Consider the following 14546-nt stretch of genomic DNA (forward strand, 5'->3'; position numbering starts at 1 on the left):
GCCGTCAGGCCTGGTCGGCTTCGTACGCGAGCAGGTCGAGCAGGTAGTTCCCGTAGCCGCTCTTGGTCAGCGGCTCGGCGAGGGCGCGCAGCCGCTCGTCGTCGATGAAGCCGGCCCGCCAGGCGGCCTCCTCCAGGCAGCCGATCTTCATGCCCTGGCGCTCCTCGACCACGCGGACGTACTCGGAGGCCTGGACCAGGGACTGGAAGGTGCCGGTGTCGAGCCAGACGGTGCCGCGGTCGAGGACCGAGACCTGGAGCTCGCCGCGGTCGAGGTAGTGCTTGTTGACGTCGGTGATCTCCAGCTCGCCGCGGCCGCTGGGCTTCAGGCCCTTGGCGATCTCGACGACCCGGCTGTCGTAGAAGTAGAGACCCGGCACCGCGTAGCGGGACTTGGGGTTCTTCGGCTTCTCCTCGATGGAGCGGGCGACGCCGTTCTCGTCGAAGTCGACGACACCGTAGGCGGTGGGGTCGGAGACGGCGTGGGCGAAGACCACACCGCCCTCGGGCTGCCGGTACCTGGCCAGCTGACGGCCGAGGCCGACGCCGTGGAAGATGTTGTCGCCGAGGATCAGGGCGACGGGCTCGTCGCCGATGAATTCCTCACCGATGACGAATGCCTCGGCAATTCCGTTGGGGTGCTCCTGGGTCGCGAACTGGATGTCCAGTCCGAAATCGGACCCATCGCCCAGAAGGCGCTCGAACTGCGGGCGCTCCTCCGGCCCGGTGATGATCAGAATCTCCTTGATCCCCGCCATCACGAGGGTCGACAGGGGGTAATAGATCATCGGCTTGTCGAAGACCGGCATCAGCTGCTTCGACACGGCTCGGGTGATCGGCCACAGTCGGGAGCCGGTACCACCGGCAAGCAAAATTCCACGCATGGGCACGCAGCCTACGGCAGCACCGTGGGACCGCTCACCATCACACCTGCGGGACGGCCGTGAGAACGGCCACGGAACGCCCGGCGAACTGGTGGCCCGCACCCAGCCCATAGAATGGTGGCCCTTATGAGGATTCTCGTCACCGGCGGCGCCGGGTTCATCGGTTCACAGTTCGTGCGGGCACTGCTCTCCGGAGAGCTGCCCTCGGGCGAGGGCGCCCAGGTCACCGTCCTGGACAACCTCACCTATTCGGGCAACGAGGCCAATCTCGCCCCGGTGGCGGACAAGCCCGGCTACACGTTCGTCCACGGCGACATTCGCGACTACGCGACGGTCGACGACGCGATGCGCGGTCAGGACGCGGTCGTGCACTTCGCCGCCGAGTCGCACGTGGACCGCTCGATCCTGGACTCCTCGCCGTTCGTCACCACGAACGTGCTGGGCACCCAGGTCCTGCTCGACGCCGCCAAGCGCCACGGCGTCGGCCGCTTCGTGCACGTCTCCACGGACGAGGTCTACGGCTCCATCGCCGAGGGCACGTGGACCGAGGACTGGCCGCTCGCCCCGAACTCCCCGTACTCGGCCTCCAAGGCCGGCTCGGACCTGCTGGCCCTGTCGTACCACCGCACGCACGGCATGGACGTCGTCGTGACCCGCTGCTCCAACAACTACGGGCAGTACCACTTCCCCGAGAAGATGATCCCGCTGTTCACCACGAACCTGCTGGACGGGAAGAAGGTGCCGCTGTACGGCGAGGGCCTGAACATCCGCGACTGGCTGCACGTCTCGGACCACTGCCGCGGCATCGAGATGGTGCTGCGCGGCGGCCGAGCCGGTGAGGTCTACCACATCGGCGGCGGCACCGAGGTCACCAACAAGGAGCTCACCGGCATGCTCCTCGACGCCTGCGGCGCCGGCTGGGACATGGTCGAGCACGTCGAGGACCGCAAGGGCCACGACCTGCGCTACTCCCTGTCGATCGCCAAGATCCAGGAGGAGCTCGGCTACCGGCCGCTCGTCACCTTCGAGGAGGGCCTCGCCTCCACCGTCCAGTGGTACCGCGACAACCGCTCGTGGTGGGAGCCGCTGAAGGCCAAGGCGGCGCTGGCCCGATGAGCGCCGACGCCCCCATCCGCTGGCTGATCACCGGTGCCGCCGGAATGCTCGGCCGTGACCTCGCCGAGGTCCTGGCCGAGTCCGGCGCGGACGTCACCGCGCTGACCCGCGCCGAGCTGGACATCACCGACACCGAGGCCGTGCGTGCCGCCGTGAAGGGCCACGACGTGGTCGTCAACGCGGCAGCCTGGACCGACGTCGACGGTGCCGAGGCCGAGGAGGCCGCGGCCACCCGGATCAACGGCGAGGGCCCCCGGGTCCTCGCGGCGGCCTGCGCCGACAGCGGCGCCGTGCTGCTGCAGGTCTCCACGGACTACGTCTTCCCGGGCGACGCCACCGAGCCCTACCGGCACGACGCCCCGACCTCCCCGGTCAACGCCTACGGCCGCGGCAAGCTGGCCGGCGAGCAGGCGATCGCCGAGCTGCTGCCCGAGCGCGGCTACGTCGTGCGCACGGCCTGGCTGTACGGCGCGCACGGCCGGAACTTCGTGTCGACGATGCTCGGCCTGGCCGAGCAGCGCGAGACCGTCGACGTGGTCGACGACCAGCGCGGTCAGCCGACCTGGACCCGCGCCCTGGCCCGCCAGCTGCGCGACCTGGGCGAGGCGGCCGTCGCGGGCAGGGCCCCGGCGGGCGTCTACCACGGCACGGCCTCCGGGACGGGGACCTGGTTCGACCTGGCGCGGGCGGCCTTCGAGCTGACCGGCCTGGACCCGGAGCGGGTGCGGCCGACCACGTCGGAGAAGTTCGTGCGCCCCGCGCGCCGGCCCTCCTACAGCGTGCTCGCGCACGAGCGCTGGGCGGAGGCGGGCGTGGCCCCGCAGCCGCACTGGCGCGACCAGCTCACCGAGGCGCTGCGGACCCTGGCACCGGGCGGACGGTCCGGCGCGTGACCCTGCTCGACCGGATCACCACGGCCCTGCCGCGCGGTACGGCCTTCGTCGGCATCGGCACCGCGCTGCTCGGCGGGGCCAACTACGTGCATCTCGCGGCGGCCGGCCACTCGCTGTCCGTCGACGACATGGCGAGCTTCTCCGTCCTGTGGACGGTCGTCGCCTCCATAGGCCTCGGCCTGTTCTTCCCCGTCGAGCAGGAGGTCACCCGGGTGGTGGCCGCCCGCGTGGTGGCCGGGGACGGCGCCCTGCCCGTGCTGAAGCGCGGGGCGGCGCTGTCCTTCGGACTGCTCGCGGCGGTGCTGGTGCCGCTCGCGGTGTTCGCGGGGCCGCTGGCCGACCTGTTCTTCCACGGGGACCGCAGCCTGATCCTCGCGCTCGGCGGCGCCTTCACGGCGCTGGCCTGCGCGCATGTCACCCGCGGCATACTGGCCGGGCTCGGCCGCTTCGAGGCGTACGGGCTGCAGCTGGGTCTCGACGGCCTGCTGCGGATCGTGCTCTCGGTGGCCCTGGCGCTCGCCGGGGTGACGTCCGCCTTCGTGTTCGCCGCGGTGATGACCGTGGCGCCGCTGATCGCGGTGCTCGTCACGCTGCCGCCGGTGCTGCGCGGGGCGCGGCCCGGTTCGACGGCGCACTGGCGGGAGCTCATCGAGCACCTGGGCCTGCTCGTCGGTTCGACGCTGCTGGCGCAGGTGCTGGTCAACATCGCGGTGATCAGCACCAAGCTGATCTCGACGGACGACAGCGCCCTGGTGGCCGCGCTGCTCTCGGCGCTGGTCCTGGCCCGGGTGCCGCTGTTCGCCTTCGGCGCCTTCCAGGCCTCGCTGCTCGCGGGGCTGTCGACGGCGCAGGCCGAGGGCGACAGCGCCGGCTACCGACGGTTGCTGCTGCGGGCGAGCGGGATCACGGCGGGTCTGGGCGCGGCCTTCGGCGTCGGCGCGATCGCGCTGGGGCCCCTGCTGCTGCCGGTGCTCTTCGGTTCGCCGGACGTGCTGGGGCCGGTGGACTTCATGTGGCTGGCGCTCGGCACGACGTTCTACATGCTAGCCATGGTGCTCGGCCAGGCACTTCTCACGAGTGGCGCCGCGCGGCAGCAGCTGCTGGCCTGGATCGTGGGAACGGGCGTTCTCCTGGCGGTCACGCTGAGTCCGCTGGAGCTGCGCACCAGGGTCGAGGTCGCCTATGCCGTGGGGTCCCTGGCGGTCGTCACCGTGATGACTCTCGTTCTTCGCTCTCGTGTAGGCTACCGTTCGGTCCACTCATAGGAATGATCACCATTCCCTCACTCTCCGTGACCCCGCGCCGGACAGTGGGCTACAGCCTTACGGCGCCTTTTCACCCCCTCTTCGGAAGTAGACAGGCCCTTTCCATGAGTCGTCCGATAGACCGGAGCCCCGCGTGAAGTTGTGGATGCTGACTTCGGTCACCGGAGTCTTTCTCGTCGCGTGCATCATCGAGTTGCTGCGCCGCCGCAAGCTCAAGGAGAAGTACGCCTTCCTGTGGGTGCTCACCGGACTGGTGATCATTCCGCTCGGCTTCTTCCCGCGCGGTCTCGACTCCGTCGCCAGCGCGGTGGGGGTGGCCTCGGGCGTCAGCCTGATCCTCTTCCTCAGCGTGGCGTTCCTCTTCATCGTCTGTCTCCAGCTCAGCTGGGAGGTGGGTCACCTGGAAGAGGAGGGCCGCACCCTTTCGGAGGAAGTGGCACTGCTCCGCATCGACGTACAGGAACTCCGCGGGCAGCTCGCGGAGAAGACCGACGGGGCCGCGCAGGGGGGCCGGAAGTGATCGACGGCAAGCGCGTACTCATCATCATGCCCGCGTGGAACGAGGCCGAGGGCGTCGCCGACGTCATCAAGGAGGTCCACACCACGCTGCCGGGCGTCGACGTCCTCGTCGTGGACGACGGCTCCGCCGACGACACCAGCGCCGTGGCGCGCGGTGCCGGCGCGACCGTCATGACGCTTCCGTACAACCTCGGCGTGGGCGGCGCGATGCGCGCCGGCTACCGCTACGCGCACGACCGCGGCTACGACGTCGCCATCCAGGTCGACGCCGACGGCCAGCACGACCCGCGCAACGTCCCCGAGCTCCTCGCGCGCCTGGACACCGGCGCCGACCTCGTCATGGGCGCGCGTTTCGCCGGCACCGGCGACTACGAGACCCGCGGCCCCCGCAAGTGGGCCATGAAGGTGCTCGCCTTCTGGCTGTCACGGATGGCCAGGACCAGGCTGACCGACGTCACCTCGGGCTTCCGCGCCTCCAACCGCGACCTGATCGACGTCTTCGCGCACTGGTACCCGGTGGAGTACCTGGGCGACACCGTGGAGTCCACGATCGCCGTCGTCCGCGCCGGCTACCGCGTCGAGCAGGTGCCCGTCGCGATGCGCCCGCGCGCCACCGGCACGCCCAGCCAGTCCCCGTGGAAGGCCACGCTCTACCTCGGCCGGATCGGCATGATCCTGCTGCTCGCGCTCAGCCGCCGCTCCGCCCTCGGCCCCAAGGGGAAGGGCAAGTGACGGCGGTGCGCGGGACGGAGGGCCTCGGCACGCTCGACATCATGCTGCCGCACTACGGCGACACCGCCCTGATGCAGGCCGCGGTGCGCAGTGTGCTCGACCAGACCGACAAGGACTGGCGGCTGACCGTCGTCGACGACGGCAGGGAGCCGGACGTCCCCGAGTGGTTCGCCTCGCTCGGCGACGACCGGGTCCGGTACCAGCGCAACGAGCAGAACCTGGGCATCACCCGGAACTTCCGCAAGTGCGTCGACCTGGTGGAGTCCACCCACTTCACCATGCTCGGCAGTGACGACCTGCTGCTGCCGACCTATGTCGAGACCATGCGCGCCGCCGTCGCGGCCGTGCCCGACGCCGCGATCTACCAGCCGGGCGTCGAGGTCATCGACGAGCTCGGCAACACCTCCACGTCGCTCGGCGACGAGGTGAAGAAGCGCCTGTACGCCCCGAAGAACACCGGCCGCCGGCTGGTGCTCTCCGGTGAGCCGCTCGCCGCGAACCTGCTCGGCGGCAACTGGCTCTACTTCCCCTCGATCGTGTGGCGCGCCGACGCCGTCAAGGAGATCAGCTTCCGGGAGGACCTGTCGGTCATCCAGGACCTGGCGCTGATCATCGAGCTGATCCGGCGCGGCGAGAAGCTGGTGGTCGAGCCGGCCACCGCCTTCCGCTACCGGCGCCACTCGGGCAGCCTGTCCTCCTCCGAGGCCGTCTCGGGCGCCCGCTTCGGCGAGGCCGTCCGCTTCTTCAACGAAGTGGCCGACGAACTCGACGGACACGGCTGGCCCAAGGCCGCCCGCGCCGCCCGGCGCCATCTGTCGATGCGGCTCCACGCGCTGACGATGGTCCCGGGAGCCTTGCGCCATCGCCAGTCGGCAGCCGTACGCAGTCTGCTGGGGTACGCCCTGACCAACGCACGATGACCGACCCCCGCGGGGCGGCGGGACCACTCCCGCCGCCCCGCGGAGTTCTGTCCGTACGCGGCCGCCGGACGCCCGTCCCGGCCGCTCCTCGTCCGCCCCTCGTCCGTCCGGAAGCCACGCCCTCATGACTCCCTCGCAAGCAGCAGAACGCCCGTCCGACGACGCAGCCGCTCCCCGGTTCAGCATCATCGTTCCGGCCTACGGCGTCGAGGCGTACCTGCGGGACTGCCTCGACTCCGTCCTGGGCCAGTCCTTCCGGGACTTCGAGCTCATCGCGGTCAACGACGCCTCGCCCGACGCCTGCGGCGTGATCATGGACGAGTACGCGGCGGTGGACCCGCGGGTCGTGGCGGTGCAGCTCACCGAGAACGTCGGACTGGGCCGCGCCCGCAACGCCGGCATGGCCCGGGCCAGGGGCACCTACCTGCTGTTCCTGGACAGCGACGACACCATGCTGCCCGGCTCGCTGGCGGCGATCGCGCAGCGGCTCGCCGAGACCGGCGACCCGGAGCTGCTGGTCTTCGACTACGCGCGGACCCACTGGGACGGCCGGATCGCCCCCAACGCCAAGGCGAAGGTGCTCGCCGACAGCCCGCGCGGCGCCGTCGGCCTGGCCGACAACCCGGGCCTGCTCGACCTGCTGCAGGTCGCGTGGAACAAGGCGTACCGCCGTGACTTCCTCGACCGCTGGGGCTTCGAGTACCCGGTCGGCTACTACGAGGACACCCCCTGGACCTATCCGGTGCTGGTCGCGGCCGAGTCGATCGCCGTGCTGCCGCGGATCTGCGTGCACTACCGCCAGCGCCGTCAGGGCAGCATCCTGCACAGCACCAGCCGCAAGCACTTCGACGTCTTCGACCAGTACGACAAGGTCTTCGCGTTCCTCGACGCGCACCCCGAGTTCGACCGCTGGCGCGGCCCGCTGTTCGACCGCATGATCACCCACTTCCGGGTGGTCGAGAGGTCCCCCGGCCGCCTCCCGGACGAGGCCCGCGCGGAGTTCCACGCCAAGCACATGCGCTACGCGGCGACCCTGCGCCCCGCCGGGCACACCGGCCCGCGGGCCACCGGCGGCTCCTCCTCCCGCAAGGCCGTGGCGGCCAAGCTGCCCGCCCCGCTGCGCGGCGCCGCCCGGCGCGCGTACCGGGTGGCGCGCCGCGCCAAGGCGGCGCCGCGCAAGCTGCGCAAGCCGCTGCGCACCGCGGTCCTGGCCGGCTACTACCGGGCCCAGCGGATGCTGCCGGTGCAGAACGACACGGCGGTCTTCGCCGCGTACTGGAACACCGACTACGCCTGCAACCCGGCCGCGGTCCACCAGAAGCTGCTCGAACTGGCGCCGAAGGTGAAGACCACCTGGGTCCTCAAGCCCGGCGCGCGCAACACCCCGCCGCCCGGCACGAACGTCGTGCACCCCGGTTCCTTCGGCTTCTGGCGCGCCATGGCCCGCGGGAAGTACTTCGTCAACAACGTGAACTTCCCCACCCGGGTGGTCAAGCGCCCCGGCCAGATCCACGTGCAGACCCACCACGGCACCCCGCTCAAGCGGATGGGCGTCGACCTGGCCGAGTTCCCCGTCGCGCAGGGCGAGCTCGACATGAAGGCGCTCATGGAGCGGGTGGACCGCTGGGACTACAGCGTCTCCTCCAACAGCTTCACCACCGCTGTCTGGGATCGCGCCTACCCGGCCGGGTACCGCTCGCTGGACTACGGCTACCCGCGCAACGACGTGCTGGTGAAGGCCACCGAGGAGGACCGGCGCGCGGCCCGCGAGAAGCTGGGCCTGGCCGCCGGCAGCACGGTCGTCCTGTACGCGCCGACCCACCGCGACTACCAGAGCGTGCCGCAGCCGCTGCTCGACCTCGAGCACCTGGCGGCCGAGCTCGGCGAGGGCTTCACCGTCCTGTCCCGGGCCCACTACTTCCACCTGGAGAACCCGGGTGGCAACGGCCGGGAGGCGGCCGCCGGCATCGTCGACGTCAGCCGGCACCCCTCACTCGAAGAGCTGTTCCTGGCGGCCGACTGTCTGCTCACCGACTACTCGTCGCTGATGTTCGACTACGCCCTCCTCGACCGGCCGGTCGTGATCTTCGCCAACGACTGGGAGGTGTACCGCGCGACCCGCGGCACCTACTTCGACATCCACGTCGAGTCCCCCGGCCACGTGGTGGAAACCGAGCCCGAGCTTCTGGACGTCTTCCTCTCCGGACGCTGGTCCGACGCCGACTCCGCGAAACTGCGGACGGAGTTCCGGAGGCGGTTCTGTGAGTTCGACGACGGTCACGCCGCCGAGCGCGTGGTACGCAAGGTCTTCCTGAACGAAGAGAATGTTCCGCCGGTGGTGCTCCCCCCGGAGCGCCCGACCCCTCGCACCCGCGGCTAGAGCTACCGTGTCCGGCGAGCCGTACGTCGCCGTCACGAACGAAACACCTTGAGGAAAGGCGCAGTACCCAATGCCTCCCCGCCTGTCAGTAGTCGTTCCCGTATACAACGTGGAGCTCTTTCTCGACGAGTGCCTGCAGTCCATCGCCGACCAGACGTTCACCGACTGGGAGGCGGTCGTCGTCGACGACGGCTCCTCGGACGGCAGCCTCGCGATCGCGCACGCGTGGGCCGGGAAGGACAAGCGGTTCCGCGTCGTCGCGCAGGAGAACAAGGGGCTGGGGCCCGCCCGTAACACCGGTGTCGCGCACCTCACGGACGGCACCGAGTACCTCGCGTTCGTCGACAGCGACGACATCGTGCTGCCCGACACCTACGAGCGCTTCGTCGCCAAGCTCGACGCGACGGGCTCCGACTTCGCCAGCGGCAACGTGAACCTGCTCAAGGCGGGCGAGATCCTGCCCTCGCCGCTGCACCAGAAGCGCCTCTCCAAGGACCGTGACAAGACCCACATCACCCGCGACAAGCAGCTCGTCTACGACCGCACCGCGTGGAACAAGGTCTTCCGCCGCTCCTTCTGGGACAAGCACGCCTTCGAGTTCCCCGGCATCCTCTACGAGGACGCCCCGGTCACCCTCCCGGCCCACTTCCAGGCCAGGAGCGTGGACGTGCTCGGCGAGCCGGTGTACCTGTGGCGGCAGCGGACCGGCGGCGCCCCCTCGATCACCCAGCGGCGGACCGAGCCGGTCAACGTCCGCGACCGCATAAGGTCGTGCGACTCCGTGAGCCGGTTCCTCGCCTCCCAGCCGGGCGAGGCGTACGCGGAGCACAAGCGCTGGTACGACCAGATCTTCATCAGCGACGAGCTGCCGCTCTTCATGGGCGTGCTCGACGAGGCCGGTGAGGAGTTCCGCGAGCTGTTCATGCGGGGCGCGGCCGACTTCCTCAGCCGGGTCGACCCCAAGGTCCTCGCCCGCGTCGACGTGTCGCTCCGGCTCAAGTGCCACCTGATCACCCAGGGCCGCTTCGACGAGCTCCTGGACCTGATCGCCTTCGAGCGCGAGACCGGCCAGGCCATCCCGGTCACCCGCCAGGGCCTGCGGCACTTCGCCGACTACCCGGTGCTCGACAAGGGCAAGGGCGTCCCCCGCGACCTGCTGCGGGTCGGCTCCGAGTTCTCCGCCCGCGCCCGGGTGGAGGAGGTCGTCTGGCGCGGCGGCCGGCTGCACCTCGACGGCCACGCCTACATCCGCAACCTGGCCGCCCCGAAGCCGAAGCCCTCGCTGCGCGTGCTGATGCTGCGGGAGACCGGCAGCCGGCGCACCGTCCTGGTCCGGCCCAGCCGCACCCGGGCGCCCAAGGCCACCCAGACCTCCGGCCAGTCCCTGCACAACTACGACTGGTCCGGCTTCTCGCTCGACCTCAACCCGGCCAAGCTGAAGGGCCGCGGCGGCTGGCGCGACGCCGTGTGGCGGCTCACCGTCGCCACCGTGCAGGAGGGCGTGGTGCGCCGCACCCGGCTGAAGGCCGGCGAGAGCGGCAGCGCCGAGAGCCCCGCCCAGCACTGGGTCGAGAAGGACGTGCGGGTCATCCCGTTCGTCGCCGACGCCCACCTGTACCTGCGGGTCGACAGGGTCCGCGCCAGGCTGACCGGCCACCGGCTCGTAGACGGGGTCCTCGAACTGTCCGGTGTCCTCGGTCACGAGGCCGCCGCGGCGGACGCCAAGCCCGTGATCCAGCTCACCCACGGCACCTCCGAGGCCACGCTGGAGTTCCCGGTCACCCGCGAGGGCGCCGGCTTCACGGTGCGGGTCCCGCTCGCCGACCTCGACGTCGAGGGCCGGGACTCGGAGGACCTGGAGGTCACCGACAAGTGGGCGGTCGACCTGCGGCTCGGCAGGAAGAACCACCCCGTGGCCGTGGACGACCGCGAGGGCGACCTGGGCCGCCAGTACCCGTTCGACGGCACGGACTCCACCCCGTGGGGCTCCCGTACCGTCGCCGTCACCAACGACGGCGTCGGCCGGCTCGTGCTGCGCACCCAGCCGGTGCAGCCCATGGTCGCGGAGGCCACCGTCGGCGCCGAGGGCCGCATCGTCCTCACCGGCGCGCTGCCGTCGTCCGTCACCGAGCCGCTGGAGCTGGTGCTGCGCCACAGCCGGCACGCCGAGGAGCACAGCCACCCGGTCACCGTCGAGGACGGCACCTTCCGGGCCGACTTCCTCCCGGTGCCCGGCGGTCTCACCAAGGTGCCGCTGCGCCAGGGCCGCTGGTACCTGTTCGTGCGGTCCGCCGACAGCCGTGTCGAGGTGCCGATCCGGGCCGTGCCCTCGACCCTCGGCACCCTGCCGGTCTCCTTCACGGTGCGCGGCCGCGACTACGCGCTGACCCACCGCTTCTACGACCGGCTGCTCGTCGAGGCCGCGCCCGACCTGGACACCGAGGACGTCGGCTGGTTCCGCCAGCGCGAGATGCGCACCACGGTCTACCAGGAGGCGCGGAACACGCCGCTGAAGGACACCGTCGTGTACGCGTCCTTCTCCGGCCGCCAGTTCTCCGACTCGCCGCGCGCGGTCTACGAGGAGCTGCTCCGGCAGGGCTCCGACCTGGAGCACGTCTGGGTCGTGGAGGACCGCCGCGCCGAGATCCCCGAGGGCGTGCGGGTCATCCGCCGCTGGAGCCGCGAGTGGTACGAGGCGCTGGGCAACAGCCGCTACATCGTCACCAACACGCACCTGCCGTTCTGGATCCGGCGCCGTGAGGGCCAGGTGATCGTGCAGACCTGGCACGGCACCCCGCTCAAGCGGATCGGCCACGACATCGACAGCGTGCAGTTCGCGGACCGCAAGTACCTGCAGAAGGTGGCCGAGGAGACCCCCAGCTGGAGCTTCCTGATCTCCCCGAACCGGTTCTCGACGCCGATCATGAAGCGCGCGTTCCAGTACGACGGGGAGATCCTGGAGTCCGGCTACCCGCGCAACGACGTGCTGCTGTCCCCCAAGACGGAGGACCTGGCCCGCGCGGTACGGGAGCGGATCGGACTGCCCGAGGGCAAGAAGGTCGTGCTGTACGCGCCGACCTGGCGGGACGACCAGTTCTACCAGGCCGGCAACTACAAGTTCGATCTCCGTCTGGACATCACCAAGGCGGCGGAGCGGCTCGGCGACGACCACGTGCTGCTCGTCCGCAAGCACTCCAACATCGTGGACGCCGTGCCCGGCGCCGGTGACGGCTTCGTCTTCGACGTGTCCAGCTACCCGGACATCGCGGAGCTGTTCCTCATCACCGACGTCCTGGTCACCGACTACTCCTCGCTGATGTTCGACTTCGCGAACACCGGCCGCCCGATGCTGTTCTTCACGTACGACCTCGAGTACTACCGCGACCAGCTCCGCGGCTTCTACTTCGACTTCGAGAAGCGGGCTCCCGGTCCGCTGCTCCAGACGTCGGACGAACTCATCGAGGCCCTCGGGGACATCGACCGGATCAGCGCCGGGTTCACCGACGCGTACCGCGAGTTCCGCGAGGTGTTCTGCGACCTCGACGACGGCCACGCCTCCGAGCGGGTCATCCGCCGGATGCTGGAGCTCGCCCACCCCGAACGCCCGTCCACCGAGCAGCCCGCGGAGCAGCGTTGACCACGTCTTCCATCTCCTTCGTGAACCGGATGAACCGGATAGTGGAGCGGATCCCCGTCCGGCGGCGCCTGCCGCTGGCCGTGTACGCCGCGACCCAGTTGATCTACCTGGTCTGGTGGGCGGCGTTCTACCCGGGCGGGATGAGCTACGACTCCATCTCGTACGTGTGGCACGTCACCACCGGCCACTGGATGTCCAACCACTCGGTGGCGTACGACGCTCTGGTCTGGCTGTCCATCCAGATCACCGGTGACCTGGCGGTCCTGACCCTCCTGCAGTCCGTGGCGATGGCCGCGGCGCTCGCCTACGTGGCCGTGACGCTGCGGATGTTCGGGGTCAAGGGGAAGTGGCTGTTCACCGCGGCGGTGGCGTGCGCGCTGCTGCCGTCGATCGGCACGTTCGTCATCTACGTGTGGAAGGACGTGCCGTTCTCGATCGGCGCGGTCCTCGCCTTCGGTGCGGCGGGCCGACTGGCCGTGCGCCGGCTGCGGGGCGAGTCCCAGGTGCGGGACAAGGCCTTCCGCAACGAGATCGCGATGCTGTTCCTCGGCTTCCTGTGCATGGGCATCTTCCGCAACAACGGCCTGCTGGTCGCGGTCATCGCGGTGCCGGTGCTGCTGCTGACGCTGCCGAAGATGCGCCGCTGGCTGCTGTTCGCGACGGTCGTTCCGGTGCTGGTCTCCGCGGTCCTCAACACGGTGATCTATCCGGGCCTCGGCGTGAAGACGCCGACCAAGGACCAGGTGTACGCGATGAACTACGCGGACATCGCGGTCGTGTACGGGCAGGTTCCGCAGACCTTCACCAAGGCCGACAAGCAGCTCATGGCGAAGGTCGCGCCGCTGGACCACTGGAAGGGCCGGGCGTCCAACTGCTACAACGCCGACTGGGCGATGCAGAAGCCGATGAACCGCAAGGCGGCGGCGAAGTACAACGACCAGCTGCTCGACCTGTGGTTCCGGGTGCTGGACCGCACGCCGGACCGGATGATCTCGGCGCGCCTGTGCCGCTCGCACATCGCGTGGTCGCCGTTCCCCGGGCCGGTGGACAAGATGGGCCACACCCTCATCAGCCCGCCGTCCGTGCCGAAGAACCTGTACGGCTGGGCGGACTGGAACGACGAGGTCCGGGACAGCCCGTACCGCCCGATCATGAAGATCCGTCCGCTGTCCTACAAGCTGAACCACGCGGCGTACTTCGTGTGGCAGGCCAGCAAGACCCCGCAGCTGCAGTGGCTCCTCTTCCGCGGCGCCATCTGGTGCTACGCGGCGTACGCGATCGTCCTGGCGTTCTCCCGCAAGCACCGCACGTGGGCGCCGGTGGCCCTGCTGTCGATCCCGCTGGCGCTCCAGCTGACGGTCGTGGCCGCGAACCCGGCCCCGCTGGCCCGGTACATGTTCGCCCCGATGTTCATCGGCATCATGTGCCTCCCGCTGATCGGCGCGAAGCCCCGCTTCACCCGGCGCTCCCAGCCCACGGAGCCGAAGCCGGAGCCGAAGCGGTCCTCCGAGCCGACCTCGGACCCGGACCCGGAGCCCGAACCGGTCGCGTGACGCTCTGACGCATCACGAAAGGGGCCCGGCTCCTCCTCACCGGAGGAGCCGGGCCCCTTTCGCGTACCCGCGGGCGGCAGAACAGCCGAGAAGGAGCCCACCGGACACCCGGCAGGGGCCCACACACCGACCCAGACGCCAGAACGCCTCGAACTCGTCGAACTCCCGCTGCGCGTCATCCCGCTCCGCCTGACGATCCCGACGACGCTGCGTCGCCGGACGGGGAGCCTCCAGGCGGTGGGCAGGATCGCTCACCGCAGCCCTCGCACCGCTCGGCCCCAAGGGGCCTCACAGGCATCGGACCGCCACGCCGGACTCCGTCCGCCGACACACGCGGGCCCCCACCGGACACACCCGGCAGGGGCCCACACACCGACCCGGACGCCAGAACGCCTCGAACTCGTCGAACTCCCGCTGCGCGTCGTCACGCTCCGCCTGACGGTCCCGACGACGCTGCGTCGCCGGACGGGGGGCCTCCAGGCGGTGGGCAGGATCGCTCACCGCAGCCCTCGCACCGCTCGGCCCCAAGGGGCCTCCCAGGCATCGGACCGCTACGCCGGACTCCGTCCGCCGACACACGCGGGCCCCCACCGGACACACCCGGCAGGGGCCCACACACCGACCCGGACGCCAGAACGCCTCGAACTC

General features: G+C 70.5%; 10 protein-coding genes. 9 read left to right on the forward strand and 1 reads right to left on the reverse strand.

The annotated features are described in order from the left end of the window. Nucleotides 1–4 precede the first annotated feature (4 nt). Nucleotides 5–883: a glucose-1-phosphate thymidylyltransferase RfbA gene (gene rfbA, locus ACGF1Z_RS09820; protein WP_393001812.1), complete on the reverse strand. Its 879-nt coding sequence runs from the start codon at nucleotides 881–883 to the stop codon at nucleotides 5–7. A 126-nt stretch (nucleotides 884–1009) separates the two neighbouring features. On the opposite strand from rfbA, the gene rfbB reads away from it, so the two are divergent. The 9 genes from rfbB (at nucleotide 1010) to ACGF1Z_RS09865 (ending at nucleotide 13898) form a co-directional block, all read left to right on the forward strand. Further along, on the forward strand, nucleotides 1010–1999 hold the full coding sequence (gene rfbB / locus ACGF1Z_RS09825) for a dTDP-glucose 4,6-dehydratase (RefSeq protein WP_393001814.1): 990 nt from the start codon (nucleotides 1010–1012) through the stop codon (nucleotides 1997–1999). Then, the gene (gene rfbD, locus ACGF1Z_RS09830) at nucleotides 1996–2892 is read left to right on the forward strand and encodes a dTDP-4-dehydrorhamnose reductase (RefSeq protein WP_393001816.1); all 897 of its coding nucleotides are present in this window, start codon (nucleotides 1996–1998) and stop codon (nucleotides 2890–2892) included. The genes rfbB and rfbD overlap by 4 nt, the downstream gene beginning before the upstream one ends. After that, nucleotides 2889–4157, forward strand: coding sequence for a lipopolysaccharide biosynthesis protein (locus ACGF1Z_RS09835; protein ID WP_393001818.1), 1269 nt, complete (start codon nucleotides 2889–2891; stop codon nucleotides 4155–4157). The genes rfbD and ACGF1Z_RS09835 overlap by 4 nt, the downstream gene beginning before the upstream one ends. A 145-nt stretch (nucleotides 4158–4302) precedes the next feature. Next, nucleotides 4303–4677 (forward strand): DUF2304 domain-containing protein, encoded by a 375-nt coding sequence (locus ACGF1Z_RS09840; RefSeq protein ID WP_393001820.1) that lies wholly within the window; start codon nucleotides 4303–4305, stop codon nucleotides 4675–4677. Further along, nucleotides 4674–5408, forward strand: coding sequence for a glycosyltransferase family 2 protein (locus tag ACGF1Z_RS09845; protein WP_393001822.1), 735 nt, complete (start codon nucleotides 4674–4676; stop codon nucleotides 5406–5408). The genes ACGF1Z_RS09840 and ACGF1Z_RS09845 overlap by 4 nt, the downstream gene beginning before the upstream one ends. After that, nucleotides 5405–6328, forward strand: coding sequence for a glycosyltransferase family 2 protein (locus tag ACGF1Z_RS09850; RefSeq protein ID WP_393001824.1), 924 nt, complete (start codon nucleotides 5405–5407; stop codon nucleotides 6326–6328). Before ACGF1Z_RS09845 ends, ACGF1Z_RS09850 begins: the two co-directional genes overlap by 4 nt. A gap of 124 nt (nucleotides 6329–6452) precedes the next feature. Continuing rightward, nucleotides 6453–8708 carry a CDP-glycerol glycerophosphotransferase family protein gene (locus ACGF1Z_RS09855; protein ID WP_393001826.1) on the forward strand — a complete coding sequence of 752 codons (2256 nt, stop codon included), beginning with the start codon at nucleotides 6453–6455 and terminating at the stop codon, nucleotides 8706–8708. Between the two features lie 70 nt (nucleotides 8709–8778). After that, on the forward strand, nucleotides 8779–12345 hold the full coding sequence (locus ACGF1Z_RS09860) for a CDP-glycerol glycerophosphotransferase family protein (RefSeq protein ID WP_393001828.1): 3567 nt from the start codon (nucleotides 8779–8781) through the stop codon (nucleotides 12343–12345). Beyond that, entirely contained in the window at nucleotides 12342–13898 is a 1557-nt protein-coding gene (locus ACGF1Z_RS09865; RefSeq protein ID WP_393001830.1) for a DUF6020 family protein, read from the forward strand. Before ACGF1Z_RS09860 ends, ACGF1Z_RS09865 begins: the two co-directional genes overlap by 4 nt. Nucleotides 13899–14546 lie beyond the last annotated feature (648 nt).

Origin of the sequence: Streptomyces sp. NPDC048018 (assembly GCF_043202995.1) — a bacterium.
Classification (GTDB): domain Bacteria; phylum Actinomycetota; class Actinomycetes; order Streptomycetales; family Streptomycetaceae; genus Streptomyces.